Raw genomic sequence first — 23899 nt, 5'->3', positions numbered from 1 at the left:
TTTCGCTTTGCATCATCAGTCGGCGGGGCCGCTCAGCCCCCGCGGGACCACCGCCCGGGCACGTCCGTCGGGGCCTCCCCCGGTGCCTTGATACGAGAGGTCAGCTGCCCAAGCACAGACGCAAACGGCTTGGTCAGCGGGTTGGACTTGATCGCTGATTTGAAGGTCTCAAACTGCATCACATTCTCGATCCGTCGGTCGATGAAGCTGCGCGTGGCCTGACCATCAAGGCTGTCGTCCCCCAACCAATACAGAACCACAGACCCATAAACCGCCGACAGTGTCGCGCGCTTCGTGTACCAGTTCACATCGTCTGACGTGTCGCCCAGCGCGGTCCAGATCGCATCGGCCGTTTCCCAAATCAGCTTGGAGCCTTCCGGTGCCATGTGCGGCAGTGCGAAAAGCACCGATCCGCGACGCACCGCCTCCTTGTCTTGGGCAACCTCAAGCCGCAACCAGATCGCATTGGCAACCTTGTCGCGGAACCGCATCTCCGCCAGTTCAGCATCCTTTAACGCCGCAACCATCGCCGCATCCCCCTGCCGGTGAAAGGCCACCGCCAGATCAACGGCACCCCGTGGACAGGCATCGCGCGCGGCCTCCAGCGTCATATCGCTGTCGTCTGCACCGGCCTTAAAGGCGGCCTCTGTCCAGCCGTCAAAGGCCACATGGGGCAAGACGGCATCCAGCAATTCAATCTGTCGAGGGTCGGTTTGGGGTGTCATAGCAGCCTCCCATTTGCAGCGTTCGGGGCACCCTAGACAACATAGGACCCCTTTGCTATACGGCCAACTCCTGCAATTCCTTGCAAATCCAACTTAGAAAGGTGGTGAAAACCACATGCAGGTTAGTGTTCGTGACAACAACGTCGATCAGGCGCTTCGTGCCCTGAAGAAAAAGCTCCAGCGTGAGGGCGTTTTTCGTGAAATGAAGCTTAAGCAGCATTTCGAAAAGCCGTCCGAGAAAAAGGCGCGCGAGAAGGCCGAGGCCATTCGCCGTCAGCGCAAGCTGGCTCGGAAGAAAGCACAGCGTGAAGGTATGCTCTAAGCAGCCTTGAACACGTTTCGAATAGAGAAAGCCCCCGTACCAATTTGGCGCGGGGGCTTTTTCGTAATTGTCTTGTCAGTGTTTACGCGATGCCTGCCAAACGCAGGATCGCGACGACCACGACGATCAGGCCGATGATATAAAGAATGTTGCGCATGTCTACACCAGATTGATGATGGCCATGACGACAACAACAAGGCCGATAAGGCTGAGAATTCCACGCATGATGATACTCCTTTTGGATCAACTTGCCGAACAAACACCCGAAAACGCGGGATAGTTCCCCAACCGTTAAACCGGCAGGGCCGTTGTCTGGCGCACGGTGCGCAGCGCAAACGAGGATTGCATGCCCTGAACGCCGGGCAGGCTGGCCAGATAACGCCGGTGAATGCGTGCGAAATCTTCGGCGTCCTCGGCCACGACTTTCAGCAAATAATCAGCGGCCCCCGCCATCAGGTGGCATTCCAGAACATCGGGGATGCGCGCGACAGACTTTTCAAACGCATCCAGCACATCATCCGCTTGGGCCCGCAGGGTGATTTCCACAAAGACCGTCGTTTTACGTTCTACCTTGCGCGGGTTCACGAGGGCCACATAGCCATCAATAAACCCCTCTTTTTCAAGACGTTGGACCCGTCTGTGACAGGCGGAGGGGGACAGGTTCACCTTGTCCGACAATTCCGCGTTCGACAGGCGCCCCTCTCTTTGCAAGGCCTTCAGCAAACGCCGATCTGTGTCATCAAGATCACCCATTTCGGAAATCCTCCCGTGTTTTTGTCAATCAAAGCAAGATTGTCGCACCTTTATCGCAACCACGCGAAAAATAGCGAGTCATTCGCCGCAAGCACCGCGAGATGACGACCCTCAGGACTGAGGATACCCAAAATGCGCATGGATTGCCCCGAGGAAATCAAACCTCAGAAGTTTGCATTGGATTGACACCTTACGCGGTGCCGGAGGTGGTGTCTCTCCGTCATGCAGGCACCATGCAAGCCGGCAGGGGGGCAATGAGCATGACTGCGCGAAGGCTGTCGCAGAGAGTCCCGGAGGATCCGCTAGACGTCTTGTCCTGCAACTTGCGTTGGCAGCCCAGAAAAAAGGCCCGCCTGATGGGGCGGGCCTTTTGCGTCACAAAGAGACGGCTTACTTCTGCAGAGCGGCCAAGATATCGGACAACAGCTCTTCCTGCGTGGGGCCTGCGGGGGCCTCTTCCACGGGCTCTTCCGGCGTCTCGGCAGCGGCTTTGACCTTGTTGACATAGCGCACCAACATGAACACCACGAAGGCGATGATCAAGAAGTTGATAACGGCCATGATGAAGGCACCGTAAGCGAAGATCGACGCGCCAGTTTCACGCGCAGCTTCCAGCGATGCGCCTTCGGCAACGTCACCGGCCAGCACGGCATAGTTGTTGGTGAAATCAACACCGCCCATGAACAGGCCGATGATCGGGTTGATCAAATCCCCCACAAGAGAGGTCACAATCGCCGTAAAGGCGGCACCGATGATGATACCAACGGCCATGTCCATGACATTGCCCTTGGCGATAAAGTCTTTGAATTCGTTCAGCATTTTTCTTCCCACTGTATTGGCTACAACGCAGAAAATTCCCTCCCTGCGCCCACGTGCACAGTGTTAACTTAAATTTCGCACACCACCAAAGGGTTATATTCCGGAACATTCCCCTTACGTTACCCGCATCAATCGAAAGGAACCCCCCGTGGCCGATCTCTCTGACTTTCCCATCACCCAGCGTTGGGTGCCCCAGAACCCCGACATTCTGCAGCTGTTTTCCTTCCCGACCCCGAACGGCGTGAAGGTTTCGATCGCCCTTGAGGAGATGGGCCTTCCGTATGAACCCCACCGCGTCACACTGTCCGATGCAGACGTGAAGTCAGAGGCGTTCCTCAGCCTGAACCCCAACAACAAAATCCCTGCAATCATTGATCCCGATGGCCCCGATGGCACACCCGTCGGTCTGTTTGAAAGTGGCGCGATCTTGATTTATCTGGCTGAAAAATCAGGGAAATTCATTGGGAAAACGGCGGCGGACAAGGCCCATGTCATCCAATGGCTGATGTTCCAGATGGGCGGTCTTGGGCCTATGTTCGGGCAGTTGGGCTATTTCAGCAAATTCGCGGGATCCGAGATCGAAGACCCGCGCCCCAAACAGCGATTTGTCGACGAAGCCAAACGCCTGTTGAACGTCCTTGAGGGTGAATTGGCCAAGCGGGACTGGATCGCGGGCGACTATTCCATCGCCGACATGGCCATCGCGCCATGGCTGGGCGCGCTGGAGTTTTATGGCACAAAAGATGTGGTGGGCTTCAACGATCTGACCCATGTGCCCGCCTATCTTGAACGGTTCAACGCCCGTCCTGCCGTGCAAAAAGGGCGCAATATTCCGGATCGGAATGGTTAACACCACTCTGAAGAAAGAGTTAAAGGCCCCTGCGAAAGGTTAATGCAGGGGCCTTTTTTCGGCGTATGGCTCGCGTACGGTTTTCGTATGGCTCGCGTATGGCAGCCTGGCCAGAAAACGCGTCAGCCCGGCAGTTTTCCAGTCAGGACATAGCGCAGAATTTCGACCACTTCGCGCGGTTCGCGGGTCACGGCGAGGGCCGCGGCATCGACCTCTTTAAGGGCGTGATCATGGTCAGGCTGCTGCAGGATGATCAGGGATTTGCCCAAGGCCGCGGCAAAGCCCGCATCGAACGCGGCATTCCATTGCTTGTACTTTTCCCCAAACCGCACGACGACCACATCGGCGTCCTCGATCCCCTTGCGGGTGCGGATCGCGTTGACCATCGCGCCCTTGTGGTCGTGCCAGTATTTGTTCGGCTCCTCCCCCAGGATGGCGACGCCACAATCATCTGAGGCCGCATGATCGGTCACGGGGCTGTTGAAGGTCACATCCAAACCCTGTGCCCCTGCGATGATCTGTTCGCGCCAGTCGGTATGGATTTCACCGGAGAGATATACGTTGAGCATGCTGCGCCCCCTTTCGTTAGGGGGCCATGTAGCACGTCAGGTTTTGCGCGCCACAATGTAGCGGGAGATGGCGGGAAAATTCCCGGCCTCCACAACCTCAAACCCTGCAAACTGAATGGCCTGTTCCAGTTCGACTTGGGTGAAGAACCGCACCGTCGGCGCTTTGCCGATCCACTGCATGGGCGGGATCATGGCGCGAAACAGGTGACGTTTGACCCCGATGGAGGGGTCCGCAAGGCAGGGCGTTTTTGAGATAAAGTACCCCCCTTTTGGCAAGGCGCGGTGAATGTCCGCGAAGATGTCTTCGGCCTTGGGAACAAGGTGAAACAGGTTGAACCCCAAGATTGCATCGACGGGTCCGTGCCCGCGTGCGACCGTTTCGGCGCGCGCCGCGTGAAAGCTGGCGTTCGGGGTCTGTGCCGCCTTTTCATTGGCAATCGCGATCATCCCAGGTGACACGTCGGTGCCTGTGATGTTGCGCACATGCGGGGCGATCGTGAGGGCCGTTGATCCTGTCCCGCAGCCGATTTCCAGAACGTGGTCGTCCGTTGTCAGGTAGGATTTGGTGCGGCCCAAGGTGTATTCGTAGGCGGCCATGTCTTTGATCGGGTCTTGGGCGTACTTGGGGGCGATCTTGTCCCAGAATGCTGCGTCGTTCATGTGAACCTCCGTTCTTTAGGGGATGTAATACAGCTGTATGGGTGGCGGCGGAATTGACGAAATTCACACGGTATCTATACATTTGCGTATGGATATTGACCCCAACAGGCTCGATTGGAACCATCTGCGGGCGTTCATGGTCACAGCAGAGGCGCAATCGCTGTCGGCGGCGGCCCGTATTTTGGGGCTGACGCAACCCACACTCAGCCGGCAGGTGGCCGCATTGGAAGATCGTTTAGGCCTTTTGTTGTTCGAACGCGTGGGGCGCGGATTGGCGCTGACCGACGCCGGACGTGAGGTTTTGACGCACGTTCAGCCCATGGGACACGCCGCACACAGCGCCACCATCGCGGCCAGTGCGCAAAGGTCGGACCTGACCGGCTGGGTGAAAATCACCGCCAGTGATATCATGTCCGCCACGTTGCTGCCCGCCGTCATCAGCGCCGTGCGAAAAACCGCGCCGCAGTTGCAGGTTGAGGTCGTGGCCACCAACGACATCAGTGACCTGATGCGCCGTGAAGCAGACATCGCCATCCGCCACATGCGACCCGAAGAGCCCGATCTGGTGGCACGCATGGTGCGCGAGGCGAAGGGGTATTTCTACGCAAACCGCAGCTATCTTGATCGCGTCGGCCGGCCGAACACCCGCGCGGACATGGCGAAGATGGATTGGGTGGCCTACGGCAATATTGACCGTATGGTGGAGTATATGACGGGGCTGGATATCCCCCTGACGCCAGACAACTTCCGCACGTCGTCCGCGGATGGGTTGGTCGCATGGGAAATGGGGCGCGCTGGATTGGGGATTTGCCCCATGGACGAAAGCGTTGGGGCAGCCGCACCCGAGATGGAGGCTTTGTTGCCGGAAACGCTGCAGGTGGCATTTCCCGTCTGGCTGGTCGCACACCGCGAATTACACACCAGCCCGAAAATCAGGCTGGTGTTCGACATGCTGGCCGATGCGATTGCGGCGCGGTAAGGTCTAGCCCCGCAGCGTGCCACCTGTCGCCTTGGTGACTTTGTCGACGATCTTGGTGCTCACAGCCTCAATATCGGCGTCTTTCAGCGTCGCGTCTTTGGGCTGCAGGCGGACCGTCACGGCAAGGGATTTCTTCCCTTCGCCCAGACTGCCACCGATGAATTCATCAAAGACGCGCACATCCTCGATCAGTGCTTTGTCCGCACCTGCCGCAGCGTTGACGAGCGTCAAAGCCTCAACACCCGCGTCCACAACAAAGGCGAAATCACGTTCAACCGCTTGCAGGTCAGGGATGCTGGCCGCACCACGGTTGGCGGTTTGCTTTTTGGGGAGCGGAATTTCAGCCGGATAAAGGGTAAAGCCCACGACAGGGCCTTTGACGTCCAGCGCGGTCAAAATCTTGGGGTGAATTTCGCCAAACACGCCCAACACCTTTTTGGGGCCAAGACAGATTTTGCCGTGACGCCCGGGGTGCCATTCGGCGCCTGCGTCGCGCAGGATTTGCACTTTGGCGGGCGCCCCCATGGCCGTAAGGATCGCCTCGGCGTCGGCCTTGGCGTCGTAAACATCCACATCGCGGGACGTGCCGTGGACGTCCTTGGGGCCCGTTTTGCCGACCAAAATGCCTGTCACGACAGTATGTTGTTCGCCCGGTTCACCGCCGTGGAAGGCATCGCCTGCCTCAAACAAGGCCATGTTGGACAGACCGCGTGCCTGATTGCGGGCGGCGGCCTGCAACAGGCCGGGCAGGACAGAGGGGCGCATGTGCGACATCTCGGAGCTGATGGGATTGGCCAGCATCGTCGCATCGTCCCCACCGCCAAACAGGGTGGCCGCTGCCTTGTCGATGAAGCTGTAGGTGACGCATTCATTGTATCCCAGCGCGGCCGTCGTCCGTCGCGCCATGCGCAGGCGGTTTTGCATGGGCGTGAGAACGGGTTCGGGCACGCCAGCGCGAGCGCGGGCCATGGGTTTGGGTTCAAGGTTGGTGAGGGACGCCATGCGGGCAACTTCCTCGACCAGATCAGCCTCGCCCTGAACATCGGGGCGCCAGCTGGGCACCTGTGCCATGTCGCCCTCCATGGTGAACCCAAGCGCGGTGAGCGTGGCGCGTTGCTGATCTGCCGGGATATCCATGCCCACCAGCGAGGAACAGCGTGCCGTGTCCAGTTTGTAGGCCCGCGAGGTGTCGGGAACCGCACCTGCCTGCACAACCTCGGACGCGGCACCGCCCGCGTGATCGACGATCATGCGCACGGCGTGCTCCAGCCCTTCTGGGGTGAAGGCAGGGTCAATGCCTCGTTCAAACCGGTAGCGCGCGTCTGAATTGATCTTCATCGCGCGGCCTGTGTAGGCGGTGCGGATCGGGTCAAAATAGGCCGCTTCGACGAAGACATTGGTGGTCTCTGCGGTCACGCCGGTGCGCAGGCCGCCCATGACACCGGCGATGGATTCGGGGCCTTCGGCGTCCGAAATAACGGTGGCACCTTCGGGGAAGGTGTAGTCACGCTCATCCAGGCCTTGCAGGCTTTCTTCGCCGCTGGCGCGGTGCAGGCGCAGGCTGCCCCCTGTGATTTTATCAGCATCGAAGACGTGCAACGGGCGGTTCAGATCATAGGTGAACCAGTTGGTCACATCGACGAGGAAGCTGATCGGACGCAACCCAATCGCGCGCAGCTGTTGCTGCAGCCAGTCAGGGCTGGGCCCGTTTTTGACGCCTGTGATCAGGCGGCCAAAAAACACGGGCGCCTGGTCGAGGGTGTCGGCGTCGATTGTCACGCTGATGGGGCATGGGCCGGATGCAGGCACCGGATCTACGGTGCAGGGTTTGAGGGTGCCCAAACCGCGCGCGGCCAGATCCCGGGCCACGCCGCGCACGCCCAAGGCGTCAGGTCGGTTGGGCGTAATGGCGATTTCGATGACCGGATCGACCTTGGCCGCGTCATGTTCCGCCAGATAATCCGCGAAGGATTGGCCAATCTCTCCGGCGGGCAGTTCGATAATGCCGTCGTGTTCGTCGCTCAGTTCCAATTCCCGTTCGGATGCCATCATGCCGTGGCTTTCGATGCCGCGGATTTTGCCCACGGAAATGGTGATGTCGAGGCCAGGGATATAGGTGCCTGGACGGGCCACAACGACGGTGATGCCTGTCCGCGCATTGGGCGCACCGCAGATGATCTGCGTGGGGCCTTGGCCGTAGTCGACGGTGCAGACGCGCAGCTTGTCCGCGTCAGGGTGCTTTTCGGCGGCTGTGACCTTACCGATGATGAAATCGCTAAGTTTGGCGGCGGGGTTTTCGATGCCCTCAACCTCAAGCCCGAGGTCGGTGAGGGTGTCCGCAATCTCATCGACGGAGGCGTCGGTGTCGAGGTGCGATTTGAGCCATGAAAGCGTGAATTTCATCTGTCTGGTCCCTGCCGGAATACGTGTTGGCAGGGGTTTAGCGGAAAGGCCAACGCGCTGCTAGGGGCGTTCGTCGGTCTTGGCCGTCTTGGATTTGAGCCACTGATTGACGGCAAAGACCGGCAGGATGATCGCGGCCCAGCCAAGCGCATTTAGGGTCGTCAGACGGCGCTTTGTGTCCAGCGGAATATCCGGATCGCGCCACAGCTCCACATGGGCCACGACGATCAGCGCAACGAGGGCGATCAGATAGAGTTTGAAACGGGTGCTCATGGGGGAGAGGTGGCCCGCCTGGGCGGGGGATCAAGGGGCGGCAGGGACAGGAGGATGGCCAGCGCGACCGGTTGCAGGAGAAACCCGTTCCAATACCAAACGACCGTGGGCCGGTGGCGCAGCGCGGCCGCGATCAGGCAGGCGGGGCCAAAGGAGATCGCGCCGAGGAGGTAGAGTGTGAGGAGCATGAGGTGCCTTTCGCGGGTGGAAAGGCGGGGTTAGCAGGTGGAGGTTAGGATGGAGTTACGGTCTCTGGCGACAAACAGAGGGCAGCGCCCGACCCTGGGTGGGCGCATGTGATCGGGCTGTTTGGGCGGGGACGTTTGCCTCAAGCTTTATCGGCCGCGCGAGGGACTGACGTAGCAAAAGCGCCCTCCCGGGGGGAGGGTCGTGCGCTGTCCGGCGGTGCCGGGCTTTGTTCACTGTTTACAACTAAACAACGCAAACGGGCTGACGGGACTTTGCAAATATCTGTTTGTGGTGACGTGAGCCACTGCGTTACCGTTTATTATCAGGAGCGGTGGTTCGCTAGCATAGTCGTTGAATGGGGAGAGATTTGAATATTCCGAGCCATAAGTTGAATATTTGTTCAGAATGCTCGTTGTAGAATACTCTGAGCCATGGCTTCCGTATTCGTTAAAAATAGAATCTGAATCGTATGGTGAGGCAACATATCCAAGAAACTCCCCATCCTGTGCCACGATAGCAGCGCCCCACACTTGCTGGCAAAAATCTTGAGCAGCCAATTGCAACGGAAAGGCTGGCAGCGTGGTTAGAATGAGAATGCGGCGTAGCAATCCTACCCCCCATGCACCGTCGGCACCTGTAGCGCGCTGAACCCGTAGTGGCGCAGCCAGCGCAGGTCGCTTTCGAAGAATGCACGAAGGTCGGGGATACCGTATTTCAACATCGCAATCCGGTCGATGCCCATGCCGAAGGCGAAGCCTTGCCATTCGTTCGGGTCGATGCCGCCTGCGGCCAGCACTTTGGGGTGGACCATGCCGGAGCCGAGGACTTCGAGCCAGTCATCGCCTTCGCCCACTTTCACGGTGCCGCCTTCGAAAGAACACTGGATGTCGACCTCAGCCGACGGTTCCGTGAAGGGGAAGTGGGACGCGCGGAAACGGGTTTTGACGGAGGTGCCGAAATAGGCGGTGAAAAACTCCTCTAGCACCCACTTCAGGTTCGCCATGGAGAGGTCTTTGTCGATCGCCAGACCTTCGACCTGATGGAACATCGGCGTATGTGTCTGGTCATAATCCGCACGGTACACGCGGCCAGGACAGATGATGCGGATGGGGGCGCCCTGCTCTTCCATAGAGCGGATTTGCACGGGGCTTGTGTGGGTGCGCAACACGTGGGGCGGGCGATTGTCGCCGTCCGCACGGTGGGTGTAGAAGGTGTCCATCTCGGCCCGGGCAGGGTGGTGACCGGGGATGTTGAGGGCGTCGAAATTGTACCAATCGGATTCAATCTGGGGGCCTTCGGCGGTGGCAAAGCCCATGTCGGCAAAGATCGCCGTGCATTCTTCCCACACCTGAGAGACGGGGTGGATCGTGCCGGCACGACGGTCGCGGGCGGGCAATGTCACGTCGAGCCATTCTGCCTTCAGCCGCTCATCAAGGGCGGCGTCTGCAAGACCCGCTTTCTTCGCGGCCAATGCCGCGTTGATCTCATCCTTGAGGGCGTTGAGGGCAGGCCCGGCCACCTGTCGTTCCTCGGGCGTCATTTTACCCAATTCACGCATCTTGAGGCTGATTTCACCCTTTTTGCCGACGGCCTGGACGCGCAGGTCCTCCAATGCGGCCTCATCCGCTGCATTGCCTATAAGATCAAGGTATTTGGATTTGAGATCGTCCATGAGTACTCGGCCCTTGTTGTGCTGATCTGCGGGGTAGCTGAGGTACGCGTCGGATGCAATACGGACGGGATGTACCAGTATCGCAAGCGCCTGTTCTGGCGGAGGCGCCCCTAGAGGGCGGAGTCATACCTCGCCCGCAGCTGTGTGATGGGTGTCGGCGCGATAAGGTCTCTGTTGGCTGTCTGGGCCAACGCCTGATCCAGCAACCAACTGGCCAGATGGAAATTCCCCTCTGCGTGACGGCGGACCCAAAATGACACGATCCAGTCTTCTAGCGACACACTGTAAAGTGCTGCGTGAAAACAGGGAGACGGATAGGGCGCGATGCCAAGGACATTCTTGATCTGAACAAATCGCGTCCGGGTGCCCTCGTCAAAGGAAGCAAACTGTGGATCCCCGGCAATCAAGATATCAGACGCTTGGGACAACCTTGCTTCATAGTTTTCATGAAGCGTGATCGTGTCCCTGTAGTACCGAAACACTTCGAACGCTTGACGGAATTGAGACACGTCCAAATCCCGCAACGCGACCAACCCGACCTCCAGCCCGTGGTTGCGGTGGCGATCAAAGTCATCAATGCGATAGGCATCGCTATTGAACACAGAATTGATGGCCATCATGCGCAAGACCAGCAATTGGCTTGTCACCCAATAATCCCGATCAATATCGGTGTTATAGCCGTCCGGCCAACACAGATCCATGTGCTGAAACACTCGTTTAAGGGTGATGGACCTATGGTCGTTAAAGTCGAACATGACCTTTTCGGACAGGTCCGCTGTGACCTCATCCACGATGTTTGGGTTGGCGTCTTCGAAACTGAAACTGGGCGGGGATGTCTCGGTTAGATAGGCCCATCCCCTCTGCAAAGCACCGGTTTGCAGCACCGCGACCAAAAGCGACAGCACACCGGCGAGGGTTCCGATGTACGTGGCTTTGGATGGAAGGCTCCAATTCAACCACTGCTTTTTGCTGGGGATAAGCTTCATTCGTGGTCTTTCAGTCCAGGTGTCATCGCGACTTTGACTTACAACACGCAGCATTCAAAAACAAAAAGGCCGCCCATGAGGACGGCCTTTGATGACGCAGGGTCTGGCGTGGCGTTTACGCCATTGCAGCCTTTGCCTTTTCAACGATGGCACCGAAGGCTTCGGGTTCGTTGACGGCCAGATCGGCCAGCACTTTGCGGTCCACTTCGATCCCGGCCAGGTTCAGGCCGTTGATGAAGCGGGAATATGTCAGGCTTTCGTCGGTGGCACGCACAGCCGCGTTGATCCGCTGGATCCACAGGGCGCGGAAGTTGCGTTTGCGGTTGTGACGGTCACGGGTTGCATACTGGTTCGCCTTGTCGACGGCCTGACGTGCAACTTTGAAGGTGTTGGAGCGGCGGCCATAGTAGCCTTTCGCTGCATCCGTGACCTTCTTGTGACGACGATGAGTGACGGTTCCGCCTTTGGTACGAGACATGGTCTACCCTCCTCTTAGCGTGCGTAGGGCATCATGGACTTGACGATTTTCTCGTCAGCCGCACAAAGCGTTGTGGTGCCGCGCGCGTTGCGCAGGAATTTGTTGGTGCGTTTGATCATGCCGTGGCGTTTGCCCGCCTGACCGGCCAGAACGCGGCCAGAGGCCGTCACTTTGAACCGCTTTTTGCAGCTCGATTTCGTTTTCATCTTAGGCATTTCCGTCTCCTGTAAAGTCGGTTGTGACACACGACTCGGCATGCCAAACTGGCCGGTCGCGCGGGTTGAATGGGGCGTGTAGCCCGCGTTTGACTGTATGGCAAGCAAAAAGGGGCGGAAATCCGCGCTCTAGTTGATATAGCGCCCGACGACCGACACGAAAACATCCGGAATATCAGACACCGCATATCCGCCTGGATTGTCGCGGATGGCCAGAACGATCAGCCCGCCGGAAATCAGCACAGCAATAGACGCCACACGGGGCACGGCCCCATCGGCCAACGCCCCCATTATCGACGGTATTGAAAACACACCGACAACCAAGCCGATGACCAACATTAAATCCGGATCCATGCCCACCCTCATTGCTAAGGTTTTGGAAAGGTTACTCCGAAGCGCCGGCCAAAATCAAACTTTCGTCGCAAGGGGCCACCCGCAGGATGTTCGTGCTGCCGGGCGTATTGAACGGCACACCGGCGGTCACGACGACCATGTCCTGCTTTTGGGCGATGCCCGTGGCGGTCGCAGCGCGGATGGCCTCAATCACTGCCGTCTTGAAGCGGTCGACCACTTTGACAGACTTCACACATGTCGTGCCCCAGCTGAGGCAGAGCCGACGGATGGTGTTTTCATCACTGCTGAGCACGATGATCGGCACCCGCGGACGTTCACGCGATGTCAAAAGGGCTGTAGTGCCCGACTGGGAATAACAGCAGATCGCTTTGATGTCGGCGGTTTCGGCAATCTCACGTGCGGCGGCGACGATCCCGGCGGCCACGGTCTTGCCGTCGGTCGCACGGCTGGCTTCGATGATGTCGGTGTAGGTGGGATCTGCCTCAACCTCGACCGCGACGTTGTTCATTGTCGTCACAGCCTCAATCGGGAAATCACCGGCGGCGGATTCCGCGCTGAGCATGATGGCGTCGGTGCCTTCATAGATGGCGGTGGCCACGTCGGACACCTCGGCCCGGGTGGGCATGGGCGATTCGATCATGGATTCGAGCATCTGGGTCGCCACGATCACAGGCTTGGCCGCCGCGCGACACTTTCGGATCAGCTGTTTCTGGATGGGCGGCACGTTCTGGACAGGCAATTCAACGCCCAGATCACCACGGGCAACCATAATCCCGTCAGAGACCGCCAGAATATCGTCAAAGGATTTCACAGCGGCGGGTTTTTCAATCTTGGAGAGGATCGCAGCACGGCCTTTGGACAGCTTGCGCGCCTCATCCACGTCGGCGGGACGCTGCACGAACGACAGCGCCAGCCAATCCACGCCTAGATCACAGACAAATTCCAGATCCTTGCGGTCTTTTTCCGACAAGGCGGCCAGCGGCAGAACCACATCAGGCACGTTCACGCCCTTGCGGTTGGAAATGGTGCCCGCCACGAGCACTTCGCAGTCGGCAAAATCGCGGCCGCAGTCTTTGACACGCAGTTTGATTTTGCCGTCGTTCACCAACAGGTGCGCGCCGGGTTCCAGCGCGTCGAAAATCTCTTTGTGGGGCAGCTGGACGCGGTCTTTGGTGCCGGGCGCGTCATCCAGATCAAGGCGGAAGGACTGGCCGACCTCAAGATCCTCACCATCCTCGCTTGCGAATACACCGACGCGCAGCTTCGGCCCCTGAAGGTCCGCAAGGATGGAAATCGGGCTGCCTGTGTCCTGTTCGACCTGGCGAATAATCTCATGGCGAACCTTGATCTCAGCGTGGTCCCCATGGCTCATGTTCAAACGGAAGACGTCTGCGCCCGCTTCATGGAGGGCGCGGATCATCTTGTAGTCATCGGATGCAGGGCCAAGGGTGGCGACAATCTTGACGTTGCGATCACGTTTCATGGTGTTATTCCTTCGATCGGTCGGTGTTCGGCGGTGCGGTTACCGCTAACAGTTGGCGGTCTTATAACGAAATTCAGGCGGGCTACAACTGCCCCGAGAAGGTTAACAATCAGATGACAGTTGACGGATATGAGCCGTTTTTTCTGCACGGTGCCACGCGCCAGTCATGTTGGCTGATCACCTGCGATCACGCGTCGAACGTGGTGCCCCCTTCGGTGGGTGGCGGTGATCTAGGCCTGCCTGCCGAAGACATGGGGCGGCACATCGCCTATGATGTCGGGGCTGCGGGCGTGACACGTGCGCTGGCGGATGCTTTGGGCGCGCCTGCGGTTCTGTCCAACTTTTCACGCATGGTGATCGACCCGAACCGTGGTCTTGATGATCCGACGTTGTTGATGAAGCTGTATGATGGGTCGGTGATCCCCGCGAACCGCGATGCGGACGAGGCCGAAAAAGCGCGGCGCGTGGAGGCGTTTTATGCGCCCTATCACGCAGCCGTCGCCGATTTGGCTGCGCGGCAGGACGACACCGTGATTGTTGCGATCCATTCGTTCACACCGCAACTGAAAGGGCGGGCACCGCGGCCTTGGCATATCGGGGTGCTGCATGAGTTCGATGACCGGCTGTCCGACCCGCTGTTGCGGGAATTGCGTTTGGAGGCCGATTTATGTGTGGGGGACAATGAGCCCTACGTCGGCCATTTGCCGGGTGACAGCATTGATAGGCACGCATTGCAAAAGGGGCGGCCCAATGCACTGATTGAGGTGCGCAACGATTTGATTGAAACGGCGCAGGATCAGACGATGTGGGGCCAACGGCTGGCCCCGATCCTGACCCGCGCCTTGGCAGACATGGAGGCCACAGATGGCACAGATTGACGACCAGACACAATTGGAACTGGAGGCGGCGGCCTTTCGCCGGTTGCAAAAGCACCTGATGGAAGACCGCACCGATGTGCAGAACATCGATATGATGAACCTCGCCGGGTTTTGCCGCAATTGCCTGAGCCGGTGGTACCAAGACGCCGCCGCTGAACGGGGCATAGAAATGACCAAAGATGAAGGCCGCGAGGCGTTTTACGGAATGACCATGGCCGAGTGGAAGGCCAATTATCAAACCGAGGCCAGCCCAGCGCAAGATGCCGCATTTAAAGAGGCGTTTGAGGCGAATGTGGGATCAGACGGGAAAGACTAACGCCTGCGGCGGGCGGGGAAACAAAATTCCGGAATTTTGTTCGCCTCCGGCGGGCATATTTTTGAAACAGCGAAACGGGCACGTTTGAGGGGTCAGTGTTTCCTGCGGAAGGTTGGAAGGTCGTTCTTGGCAAGCGCCTTGGCCTGATCCACCCAATTGTCCCGTGTGACGCGACCTTTGAACCCTTCGAGGTTGTCGTCCACCCATGCGATTTCCTTTGGCGTCCAGGCGGCGATCTGGTCGTAATGGTAAAACCCGAGATCATTGCAAAGTTTGGCGAGCTTTTGGCCAACCCCGCTGATCTTTGTCAGGTCATCGGGCAGACCATCCCGGGGGGCATCGAGGCCCGATGGTTTGGACGTGGCGGGGTCCGGCACGGGAGGTGTTGGCGCGGAGGGTGTCGGCGGCGGGGCCACGTTTTGTGTCGGGGTGTCGGAGGGCCGTGCTGAGGTGGGGGAGGCTGCGGCGGGTAGCGATGTGGTCGCTGGCCTGCGGTAGCCGCCCCCTTCCATTGGGGGGATGTCGGTGTCAGGTCCGCTCAGCGCGGCACGCGTGCGGGCGCGTTCGCGGTCCAGTTGGGTTTGCAGGCGAAACAGCGCGTCGCGGTCTGCCGCGGCCCCGCGCCCGCCCCAGATCAACCAGCCCGCCAAAAGGCCAATCAGCACTGCGAGCGCCAGGAGCACCCAGATTTCGGCCAGAAGAAAGTCCCATTCAACAAACATAGTTTGGTCCCTTATGTGTCATCATGGATCGCGCAGCGCGCCGCGTTCGAACCAATCAATCTCTGTGCGGCGGTTGGCCGCCCGCCCCTCAGGGGTGTCGTTGGTGGCGATGGACCTGTCCGCGCCAAACCCGATCGCGGTGATCGCACGGGCGGGGACGCCGCGTTCGATCAGGGCGCGGCGCACCACTTCGGCGCGCTCTTGGCTGAGGATTTGGTTTTGATCAGGATCGCCGGAGGCATCCGTGTGGCCCGCGACCTCAAGTTCAAGATCCGCCTCAACGCAAGGACGGGCGATCGCGGCCAGCGCGTTGATCGTGCGCAGGGAGGCCGCATCGAGACGGGCGGACCCTGACACGAAACCGATCTGGCGGGCGCCCAGACGGCTGTCCGCCTCAGCCGCGCACCCATCGAGGGTCGTTGCGAAATCAAGGTCAGGGATCCAGAAGCCGTCTAAGAACACCTCATCCAGACCGGTGGCCGCGTTGGTGCGGGTGCTGCCCTGTTGGGGCGCCTCATCCAACGTGCGAATGGAGAAGGCGACGCTGGCGGGCAGGTTTTGCGCAAGCTCTGCCGCCAGAAGATCAATGTCGCTGCCAGGGGTCGTGACCAGATCAAGGGCCGCGCCGGTGCCGTCCACCGATGCGGTCAGCTGATCCAACTCAGGCAGGATCGCGGCCACTTGCCGCAACGCGTCTGGCATGGGGCCTGCCGTGTCGTCTTCGGCGGCAGTGACGGGATCGCCCGTGACGTCGCTGCCCAAAGCGGCTGCGAGATCCGCACGCGAGAGTGTCGTGGGCAGGCGTCCTTCGACGGTTGCCCCGCTGGATGCATCATAGGTCAACGTCCATGCGGCGGGCGATCCGTCATCGAGGTAGATCAGATCGACTGTTGATGGCACGGGTGCCTCGGTCAGCAGGGTGTCGATCACGGTGCCGACTTGTGGCGATGTCGCCGTTCCGCTGAGCGTTATGTTCTGCGTCGTGACGGTGAGGGTGCCAGACCTCAATTGCCCCAAAGCCGCGACCCCGGCGGCGGCATTGGCCGCAAACGCACCGTCGTCTTCCAGAAAACTGGCGGCTCCTGTATCCTCAACCTGCGTGCCCAAGGGGCCGGTTGGCGCAAAGCCTGCGGGGTATTTGCCGGATGCGGTGGCGGTTGCGCCGTCCCAAGCGATCGTCAACGACACAGGCGCGCCATCATCATCAAGGGCAAGATCGCGCGTCACGTCATAGGATGCGGGCAGATTGTCCAACATGGCATTGGCCCGCGCCAAGGCATCGGGCGTGCCGCGCCCCGCAAGCGAGACGGTCGTGCTTTCGACGTTCAGGCGGCCGCTGTTCAGTGTCGCCAAAGCGGTGATCAAACGCCCCGTGATCTGCGGCCAGTCGGGGGGATCTGCGGGCAGCGCGGATTGGGCGATTTCCACCATTGCACCGCCAAAAACATCCGTAACCGCAGCGAAGGCCATGTCAGCAGGCACCTTGCCCGTGGCACGGGCGCGCCCGTCTGACAACGCAATGTCAAGACGCAGCGGCGTTCCGTCGTCCAGCACATCAAGCGCATCGATATACCGGTAACCGTCCGGCAGATCCGCCATCACGTTGGCCACACCGGTCTGTTCCTGTGGGGTGCGCACCGAGCCTGAGAGCGTCAGCGCACGATCCGACAGGATGAGCCCTCCGCCGTCTATCCCGTCAAGCGCCTGCACCCCCATCCAAAGGGCGGAGGTCCATCGGTCATCGGGGACACCACCCGCCAGCGTCACGGCAGAGGTGTCAATATTTGGAAGCATCGCGCGGCTGTCCTCTGAGGGCAGCACCCCTGTTGCGATCAAAGTGCCATCGGCGCCGGGTGTGATCCGCACCTCAAACGGGGAGGCGATGGGCAGCAGGGCGAGGGTATCGGCCTCGACAACACGAACCCCGTCCAATGCAAACAACTGACCCACAAGACGATCACGGTCCGTCTGTGACGCGACCGTCCCTGCGACGCGGACATCCCGCCCCGACACGTCGATGACCACATCGCGGCTGGCATCCTGCACCAAGGCGGTGGCCGCTTGTGTAATCTGCTGTTCGATGCGCACAGCGTGGGTGGCGCTGGCCCAATAGGCCAAGCCGCCTGTCCCTGCGATCAACACGAGAACGCCAATCAGCCTACGCACACCATCCTCCGGCTTGGGGTTATCTGACTGCCGACACTATGGTCGTGAGACAGCAGACAAGGCAAGCGGAGCAAATGTGCAGTGAGACTCAAACGGCGGCTTTGCGGCTTTCATCGAGGTAAATTTCACGCAACCGCGGCGCAACGGACCCAACTTCGCCAGTCCCCACAGGCACGCCGTCCATCTCAACCACGGGCATCACGAACGTCGAGGCCGAGGTGATGAACGCCTCATCCGCCTCTTTCGCCTCTTCCATGGTGAAGCTGCGTTCCTCCACCGTCATCTGAGCCTCTTTGGCAAAGCGCAACACCGCCGCACGGGTGATCCCATGAAGGATGTCATTGGACAGCTGACGGGTGATGATTGTGTTGCCCTTGACGATGTAGGCGTTGTTGGAGGTGCCTTCGGTCACAAAGCCGTCCTCGACCATCCACGCGTCATCGGCACCGGCGGCTTTGGCCATCATCTTGCCCATGGACGGATACAAAAGCTGAACCGTCTTGATGTCGCGCCGGCCCCACCGTTGATCTTCGATCGAAATCACCTTGATGCCCTTTTTGGCTGCAGGGCTATCGGCCAGACCCGGCTTGTTTTGCGTAAACAGCACCAAGGTGGGTTTCACGTCTTCGCTGGGATAGGCAAAATCACGGTCGCCAGCGCTGCCACGGCTGACCTGAAGGTAGACCAGCCCGTCGGTGATCTCGTTGGCACGCACCAACTCTCGGTGGATTTCCAGCAGGTCGTCAAAGGCCTCAGGCTTTTGCATGTCCAGCTCATTGAGCGACCGCTCCAGACGCACCTTGTGGCCTTCGAAATCAATCAGCTTGCCATCCAGAACCGATGTGACCTCATACACCCCGTCAGCCATCAGGAACGACCGATCAAAGATGGAAATTTTCGCGTCTTCTTCGGGCAGATACTCCCCGTTGACGTAAACAGTCCGGCTCATGCGTGTCTCTCTTTCATCCGTCTTGCGCCGCGTCGCGCAGCGTGTTCGTTCCTGTTCTGGCGCGCTTCGCACCCTAGCCCCAAAGTGTGGCGGCAGGCGGGTGAACGCCACGCTCATCAAACACCAAAGGCTCATCGCGGTCTTCGGCCAGAAGAAGCGGCCCGTCAAGGTCCACAACCTCCGCCCCTTGGGCCACAATCGTCGCAGGCGCCATGGCGAGGGATGACCCGACCATACACCCGACCATCACCGAATACCCCTCAGCCCGTGCCGCATCCCGCAAGCGTAAGGCTTCCGTCAAACCACCGGTCTTGTCCAACTTGATGTTGACCATGTCATATTTGCCACGAAGACCTGACAAGGTCGCTGTGTCGTGGCACGCCTCATCCGCGCACACAGGCAAAGGACGGGCAATCTCCGCCAGCATGTCATCGTCCCCTGCGGGCAGGGGTTGCTCCACCATCGACACACCTAGGCGCAGAAGGTGGGGGGCGAGGTCTGTATAGACCTCGGCGGTCCAGCCCTCATTGGCGTCCACAACGATGGTGCTGTCCGGTGCGCCCGCCCGCACGGCTTCAAGCCGGGCCATGTCGTCCGGCGTGCCCAGCTTGACCTTGAGCAAAGGCCGATGGGCATTCTTGGCCGCCGATGCGCGCATGTTTTCAGGCGTATCTAGGGACAACGTAAAGGCCGTGATCACCGGTGCAGGCTGCGGCACGCCCAGCAGATCCCAAACGCGTTTGCCTGCGGCCTTCGCTTCCACGTCCCACAGCGCACAATCAACAGCATTGCGCGCGGCCCCCGCAGGCAAATACTGATCAAGCCGCGCACGTGTGACATCTCCAGGCACCCCTTCAATCTGGGTTGCGACACTGTCCAATGTTTCACCATACCGCGCATAGGGCACACATTCGCCACAGCCCATCAACCCGTCACGCGACACTGTGACGGACAAAACCTTGGCCTCGGTGCGCGATCCACGACTGATGGTGAACACATCCGCCAAACGAAAGGTGTCGTGTGAAACCTCAAACATCATACGCGCCCCTTATTTCCGTTTCGCTGTTTCAAAAATATGCCCGCCGGAGGCACAACAAAATTCCGGAATTTTGTTGCCCGCCCGCGGCACGCGCAGGTTACAGGCCTTCCAGCGCGTCGACCAGCCGTCCGGCCCCATGGCGGAACGGATCCACCGTCGGCAGACCCATGCGGTCTTCGACCTCTTTCAAATAGGCCGTCGCCTCATCCTCTGACAGATGCTGGGTGTTCACGGAAATGCCGATCACCTGACAGGCCGGATTGGCAACCCGCGCCATGGCCAGCGCAGTGTCGCGCAGATCTTCCAGTGATGGTTGCTGATAATCAGGCAGACCGCGCATGTGCGCACGGGTGGGCTCATGGCTCAGCACGAGGGCATCAGGCTGGCCACCGTGGACCAAGGCCATCGTCACACCGGAATAGCTGACATGATACAGGCTGCCCTGCCCTTCGATGTGATCCCAGTGATCATCGTCATTATCGGGGGTCAGATACTCAACCGCGCCCGCCATGAAGTCTGCCACTACCGCGTCCAACGGCACGCCGCCACCTGTGATCAGAATGCCCGTCTGGCCTGTCGGACGGAATGTGGATTTCATACCGCGCTTGCGCATCTCTGCGTCCATCGCAAGGCCCGTATACATCTTACCAACCGAACAATCCGTACCAACAGCCAAGCACCGCTTGCCCGACCGTTTCACACCGTTGGCAATCGGATAGGCCACGGACGGGATGCGCACGTCGTGCAGGGTCCGACCATTGACCTTCGCCGCGGCCACAAGATCGTTTTCGTCACGCAGCAAGTTGTGCAAGCCAGAGGCGAGGTCATAGCCCATCTCAAGCGCCTTCACCAAAACCTCTTTCCAGGCCTGGCTGATCACGCCACCACGGTTGGCAACCCCGATGACAAGCGTCTGAGCACCCGCCTCTTTCGCCTCCTCCAGCGTCATGTCTGTCAGACCAACATCAGCGCCACACCCGGGCAGGCGCAATTGGCCAACGGCATTTTCCGGACGCCAGTCCTTGATGCCTTGCGCCACCTTTGCGGCAAGTTGATCTGGGGCATCGCCAAGGAACAAAAGGTAGGGTGTGGGAATCATAGCAGTCTCCAATTCGTTTCGCACAAATTGGGATAGGTTTGGGGGAATAATGTGCCGAGTTTTCAGTATTTTTCAAAATAATCAGGATATTTTTGCAGAAACAAACATGTTTGCGAGAGATTTTCGCGTTGCTGCGGTTGCGAATTCGCGCTTGCAGCATATTGCGCAACAATCTATTGCTGGCGAAACCTGACGCGAAACATCATTACCCAGCCGATTTGAGGTGCCTATGTCCTTCCGCCTGCAACCCAGCCCCCTTGCCCGCCCGAATCGCTGCCAGCTGTTCGGACCTGGATCAAACACAAAGCTGTTTGAAAAGATGGCGGCGTCGGCAGCGGATGTGGTCAATCTGGATCTGGAGGACAGCGTCAGCCCCACGGACAAAGACACGGCCCGTGCCAATGTGATCGAGGCGATCAACACCGTCGATTGGGGCACCAAGACCGTCAGCGTGCGGATCAACGGATTGGACACCCCCTATTGGTACCGCGACGTGGTGGATGTGATGGAACAGGCGGGGGAGCGGCTGGACCAGATCATGATCCCCAAAGTGGGCTGCGCGGCGGACGTTTACGCCGTCGACGCGCTGGTCACGGCAATTGAGGCCGCAAAAGGCCGATCCAAAAAAATAACCTTCGAAGTGATCATCGAAAGCGCGGCAGGCATCGCCCATGTGGAAGAGATCGCGGCGTCCAGCCCGCGGATGGCGGCCATGTCACTGGGGGCTGCAGATTTTGCGGCGTCCATGGGGATGCAGACGACGGGCATCGGGGGCACGCAGGACAATTACTACATGTTGCAGGGCGAGACGCGCCACTACAGCGATCCGTGGCATTGGGCGCAGACGGCTATAGTCGCGGCGTGCCGGACCCACGGCGTGCTGCCCGTCGATGGGCCGTTTGGTGATTTCAGCGATGATGAAGGCTACCGTGCGCAGGCGCGCCGGTCGGCCACCTTGGGCATGGTCGGCAAATGGGCGATCCATCCAAAACAGATCGCGTTGGCCAATGAGGTGTTTACCCCATCCGACGATGCCGTTGCCGAGGCCCGTGAAATCCTTGCCGCCATGGAAGAGGCCAAGGCCCGCGGTGAGGGCGCGACCGTTTACAAAGGCCGTTTAGTGGACATTGCAAGCATCAAGCAGGCGGACGTGATTGTTAAACAATCCGACATGATCGCGGGACGCTGACACCGCCCGCAAAAGTTTAACGCTTGCAAAGATTTTGCGCCATGGGGGATTTGGCGCAACTGCCGCTGGGGCTGTTTTGCGAACACACCCAGTCTATACACCGCAGGACAGCGGAGGCGCCGGACGGGAGAGACCCTTTGGCGAAACGACCGCGCTGCGACAGGTGCCGCTGGCACGGGCCTGTCGCACGGGCCTGTCGCATTGGCCTGTCGCACTGGCGCATTGCAATTATGCCCTTTCGCGCCCTATATCGGGGAAAAGAACGCGAAGGGCACGACGGATGACCAACTACCTCGATTTTGAAAAACCGCTGGCCGAGATTGAAGGCAAGGCGGCTGAGTTGCGGGCCATGGCGCGGGCGAACGAGGAAATGGACATCGAGGATGAGGCGCAGGCGCTGGACAAAAAAGCCGCCGACCTGCTGCAGCAAATGTACACCACCCTGACGCCGTGGCGGAAATGTCTTGTGGCCCGTCACGCAGACCGGCCCCACTGCAAGGATTACATCAGCACGCTTTTTACGGAATATACCCCGCTGGCGGGCGACCGGAATTTTGCCGATGACCACGCGGTCATGGGGGGCCTGGCACGGTTTGACGGAAAGCCTGTGATGGTCATCGGCCATGAAAAGGGCAATGACACCAAAAGCCGGATCGAGCGCAATTTCGGCATGGCGCGCCCCGAAGGCTATCGCAAGGCGATCCGCCTGATGGATATGGCCGACCGGTTTGGCCTGCCCGTGATCACACTGGTCGACACGCCCGGCGCATTTCCGGGCAAGGGCGCAGAAGAGCGCGGCCAATCTGAGGCAATTGCGCGGTCCACGCAGAAATGTTTGCAGCTGCGTGTGCCATTGGTGTCGGTGATCATCGGTGAGGGCGGATCTGGCGGGGCTGTGGCCTTTGCCACGGCGGACCGTGTGGCGATGCTGGCCCATTCGGTGTATTCGGTGATCTCACCCGAGGGCTGCGCGTCGATCCTGTGGAAGGACGCAGAGAAGATGCGCGAAGCGGCGGAGGCCTTGCGTCTGACCGCGCAGGAGCTGCACCAGTTGGGTGTGTGTGACCGTATCATCGACGAACCCATGGGCGGGGCGCACCGCAACAAGGACGAGACGATTGCCAATGTCGGGGCCGCCATTGGTGAAATGCTGGCGGAGCTGGACACCGGTAAGGACCGGACCGCCGCACGTCGTAAAAAATACCTTGATCTGGGTCAGAAGGGTCTGGCTGCTTGATCTTGCGCGCGGCGCTCTTTGCGCTTTGCGCGCTTATCGGTGGTGCGGCACACGCGGGCGGGTTGATGGACCGCACGGTGACGTTTGGCGCATTGGCCTATGATGACCCCGATGCGCCGATTTACGTGGGCGAACGCCATCCGGCACAAGTGGGTCACGGGATTGAATACGGGCTGGGCCCGGAAGGGTCGCAAAACGGGTGGGACATTGTGCCCGCCATCATCGACATCCGCGACCGGCAAATCATCCTGACCTACCCCGACACTGTGTCGGGTGAGTTTCCGGAACCTGCGTTCAATGGCTATGTTTTGGATTTTCTGACGGAATGCGTGCTGTTCAATGGCGCCGAGCAGGACATCGAGACTTCGACTGTGACGTTGGGGGAAGGCGCGATCTTTGTGGAGGGGGCGCGGTTGTTTGTGGATGTGGGCGGCCTTGAGTATGGGCCGGAGGTGTTTGTCGTTGTGTCCGTGGATGTGGCCGACTGCCCGCTGAGTTGAGGCTGCTTGGGTTTGTTGAGGGGCGCTGCCGTGCTGATGTTTTTAGGGGACTCTGCCTTGCTGATGTTTTTAGG

Annotated in this window: 27 protein-coding genes; 8 read left to right on the top strand and 19 right to left on the bottom strand. The window is 59.6% G+C overall.

Annotated elements, in window-relative coordinates; all coding sequences use genetic code 11:
• Window positions 1–32: 32 nt before the first annotated feature.
• A complete protein-coding gene (locus tag PSJ8397_RS13990) occupies window positions 33–725 on the bottom strand; it encodes a COQ9 family protein (protein ID WP_085865248.1) in 693 nt (230 codons plus the stop codon).
• A 115-nt stretch (window positions 726–840) separates the two neighbouring features.
• Here PSJ8397_RS13990 and rpsU point away from each other — a divergent pair, with 115 nt between their 5' ends.
• Window positions 841–1047: a 30S ribosomal protein S21 gene (gene rpsU / locus PSJ8397_RS13985; RefSeq protein WP_009159816.1), complete on the top strand. Its 207-nt coding sequence runs from the start codon at window positions 841–843 to the stop codon at window positions 1045–1047.
• 291 nt (window positions 1048–1338) lie between these two features.
• Here the strand turns inward: rpsU and PSJ8397_RS13980 are convergent, their stop codons facing one another.
• Window positions 1339–1800: an Lrp/AsnC family transcriptional regulator gene (locus tag PSJ8397_RS13980; protein ID WP_085865247.1), complete on the bottom strand. Its 462-nt coding sequence runs from the start codon at window positions 1798–1800 to the stop codon at window positions 1339–1341.
• Between the two features lie 390 nt (window positions 1801–2190).
• Window positions 2191–2619: a large conductance mechanosensitive channel protein MscL gene (gene mscL, locus PSJ8397_RS13975; protein ID WP_085865246.1), complete on the bottom strand. Its 429-nt coding sequence runs from the start codon at window positions 2617–2619 to the stop codon at window positions 2191–2193.
• A 148-nt stretch (window positions 2620–2767) separates the two neighbouring features.
• Here mscL and PSJ8397_RS13970 point away from each other — a divergent pair, with 148 nt between their 5' ends.
• Window positions 2768–3469: a glutathione S-transferase N-terminal domain-containing protein gene (locus tag PSJ8397_RS13970; RefSeq protein WP_085865245.1), complete on the top strand. Its 702-nt coding sequence runs from the start codon at window positions 2768–2770 to the stop codon at window positions 3467–3469.
• A gap of 122 nt (window positions 3470–3591) precedes the next feature.
• Here PSJ8397_RS13970 and PSJ8397_RS13965 read toward each other — a convergent pair whose 3' ends face one another.
• A complete protein-coding gene (locus PSJ8397_RS13965) occupies window positions 3592–4038 on the bottom strand; it encodes a YtoQ family protein (protein WP_085865244.1) in 447 nt (148 codons plus the stop codon).
• Window positions 4039–4074: 36 nt separating this feature from the next.
• The gene (locus PSJ8397_RS13960) at window positions 4075–4698 is read right to left on the bottom strand and encodes a class I SAM-dependent methyltransferase (RefSeq protein ID WP_085865243.1); all 624 of its coding nucleotides are present in this window, start codon (window positions 4696–4698) and stop codon (window positions 4075–4077) included.
• Between the two features lie 88 nt (window positions 4699–4786).
• Here PSJ8397_RS13960 and PSJ8397_RS13955 point away from each other — a divergent pair, with 88 nt between their 5' ends.
• Window positions 4787–5677, top strand: coding sequence for a LysR family transcriptional regulator (locus PSJ8397_RS13955; protein WP_235000774.1), 891 nt, complete (start codon window positions 4787–4789; stop codon window positions 5675–5677).
• A 3-nt stretch (window positions 5678–5680) separates the two neighbouring features.
• On the opposite strand, the gene pheT is transcribed toward PSJ8397_RS13955, so the two are convergent.
• From pheT to pyk, 9 genes are all read right to left on the bottom strand, one after another.
• Window positions 5681–8080: a phenylalanine--tRNA ligase subunit beta gene (gene pheT / locus PSJ8397_RS13950; protein ID WP_085865241.1), complete on the bottom strand. Its 2400-nt coding sequence runs from the start codon at window positions 8078–8080 to the stop codon at window positions 5681–5683.
• A 60-nt stretch (window positions 8081–8140) separates the two neighbouring features.
• Window positions 8141–8353 (bottom strand): hypothetical protein, encoded by a 213-nt coding sequence (locus tag PSJ8397_RS13945; protein WP_085865240.1) that lies wholly within the window; start codon window positions 8351–8353, stop codon window positions 8141–8143.
• On the bottom strand, window positions 8350–8541 hold the full coding sequence (locus PSJ8397_RS13940; protein WP_085865239.1) for a hypothetical protein: 192 nt from the start codon (window positions 8539–8541) through the stop codon (window positions 8350–8352). Before PSJ8397_RS13940 ends, PSJ8397_RS13945 begins: the two co-directional genes overlap by 4 nt.
• 611 nt (window positions 8542–9152) lie before the next feature.
• Window positions 9153–10214: a phenylalanine--tRNA ligase subunit alpha gene (pheS, locus tag PSJ8397_RS13935; protein ID WP_085865238.1), complete on the bottom strand. Its 1062-nt coding sequence runs from the start codon at window positions 10212–10214 to the stop codon at window positions 9153–9155.
• A gap of 110 nt (window positions 10215–10324) precedes the next feature.
• A complete protein-coding gene (locus tag PSJ8397_RS13930) occupies window positions 10325–11200 on the bottom strand; it encodes a hypothetical protein (protein ID WP_085865237.1) in 876 nt (291 codons plus the stop codon).
• A gap of 115 nt (window positions 11201–11315) precedes the next feature.
• Window positions 11316–11678: a 50S ribosomal protein L20 gene (gene rplT, locus PSJ8397_RS13925; RefSeq protein ID WP_085865236.1), complete on the bottom strand. Its 363-nt coding sequence runs from the start codon at window positions 11676–11678 to the stop codon at window positions 11316–11318.
• A 14-nt stretch (window positions 11679–11692) separates the two neighbouring features.
• Complete coding sequence (rpmI, locus tag PSJ8397_RS13920; RefSeq protein ID WP_085865235.1) at window positions 11693–11893, bottom strand: 50S ribosomal protein L35; 201 nt, start codon at window positions 11891–11893, stop codon at window positions 11693–11695.
• A gap of 129 nt (window positions 11894–12022) precedes the next feature.
• Complete coding sequence (locus PSJ8397_RS13915) at window positions 12023–12247, bottom strand: hypothetical protein (protein ID WP_085865234.1); 225 nt, start codon at window positions 12245–12247, stop codon at window positions 12023–12025.
• 31 nt (window positions 12248–12278) lie between these two features.
• Window positions 12279–13730, bottom strand: a complete 1452-nt coding sequence (gene pyk / locus PSJ8397_RS13910) for a pyruvate kinase (RefSeq protein WP_085865233.1) — start codon at window positions 13728–13730, stop codon at window positions 12279–12281.
• A 113-nt stretch (window positions 13731–13843) separates the two neighbouring features.
• Between pyk and PSJ8397_RS13905 the strand changes: the two genes are divergently transcribed.
• Together PSJ8397_RS13905 and PSJ8397_RS13900 are read left to right on the top strand one after the other, a co-directional pair.
• Window positions 13844–14608, top strand: a complete 765-nt coding sequence (locus tag PSJ8397_RS13905; protein WP_085865232.1) for an N-formylglutamate amidohydrolase — start codon at window positions 13844–13846, stop codon at window positions 14606–14608.
• The gene (locus PSJ8397_RS13900) at window positions 14604–14924 is read left to right on the top strand and encodes a DUF1244 domain-containing protein (protein ID WP_085865406.1); all 321 of its coding nucleotides are present in this window, start codon (window positions 14604–14606) and stop codon (window positions 14922–14924) included. Before PSJ8397_RS13905 ends, PSJ8397_RS13900 begins: the two co-directional genes overlap by 5 nt.
• Window positions 14925–15016: 92 nt before the next feature.
• Here PSJ8397_RS13900 and PSJ8397_RS13895 read toward each other — a convergent pair whose 3' ends face one another.
• The 5 genes from PSJ8397_RS13895 to dgcN form a co-directional block, all read right to left on the bottom strand.
• Window positions 15017–15646, bottom strand: coding sequence for a hypothetical protein (locus tag PSJ8397_RS13895; protein WP_085865231.1), 630 nt, complete (start codon window positions 15644–15646; stop codon window positions 15017–15019).
• A 21-nt stretch (window positions 15647–15667) separates the two neighbouring features.
• Window positions 15668–17812, bottom strand: coding sequence for an OmpA family protein (locus PSJ8397_RS13890; RefSeq protein WP_143515483.1), 2145 nt, complete (start codon window positions 17810–17812; stop codon window positions 15668–15670).
• A gap of 88 nt (window positions 17813–17900) precedes the next feature.
• Entirely contained in the window at window positions 17901–18761 is an 861-nt protein-coding gene (locus tag PSJ8397_RS13885; protein ID WP_085865229.1) for a D-amino-acid transaminase, read from the bottom strand.
• Window positions 18762–18834: 73 nt separating this feature from the next.
• The gene (gene dgcA, locus PSJ8397_RS13880; RefSeq protein WP_085865228.1) at window positions 18835–19800 is read right to left on the bottom strand and encodes an N-acetyl-D-Glu racemase DgcA; all 966 of its coding nucleotides are present in this window, start codon (window positions 19798–19800) and stop codon (window positions 18835–18837) included.
• Window positions 19801–19897: 97 nt separating this feature from the next.
• Window positions 19898–20899, bottom strand: coding sequence for an N-acetyltransferase DgcN (gene dgcN, locus PSJ8397_RS13875; RefSeq protein WP_085865227.1), 1002 nt, complete (start codon window positions 20897–20899; stop codon window positions 19898–19900).
• Window positions 20900–21128: 229 nt separating this feature from the next.
• On the opposite strand from dgcN, the gene PSJ8397_RS13870 reads away from it, so the two are divergent.
• From PSJ8397_RS13870 to PSJ8397_RS13860, 3 genes are all read left to right on the top strand, one after another.
• Window positions 21129–22088, top strand: coding sequence for an L-malyl-CoA/beta-methylmalyl-CoA lyase (locus PSJ8397_RS13870; RefSeq protein WP_085865226.1), 960 nt, complete (start codon window positions 21129–21131; stop codon window positions 22086–22088).
• A 280-nt stretch (window positions 22089–22368) separates the two neighbouring features.
• The gene (locus PSJ8397_RS13865) at window positions 22369–23325 is read left to right on the top strand and encodes an acetyl-CoA carboxylase carboxyltransferase subunit alpha (RefSeq protein WP_085865225.1); all 957 of its coding nucleotides are present in this window, start codon (window positions 22369–22371) and stop codon (window positions 23323–23325) included.
• Window positions 23322–23825 carry a hypothetical protein gene (locus PSJ8397_RS13860; protein ID WP_235000771.1) on the top strand — a complete coding sequence of 168 codons (504 nt, stop codon included), beginning with the start codon at window positions 23322–23324 and terminating at the stop codon, window positions 23823–23825. Before PSJ8397_RS13865 ends, PSJ8397_RS13860 begins: the two co-directional genes overlap by 4 nt.
• Window positions 23826–23899 lie beyond the last annotated feature (74 nt).

This window comes from Pseudooctadecabacter jejudonensis, assembly GCF_900172275.1.
Taxonomy (GTDB): Bacteria; Pseudomonadota; Alphaproteobacteria; order Rhodobacterales; family Rhodobacteraceae; genus Octadecabacter; species Octadecabacter jejudonensis.
This window is presented reverse-complemented; position numbering and strand designations above follow the sequence as displayed.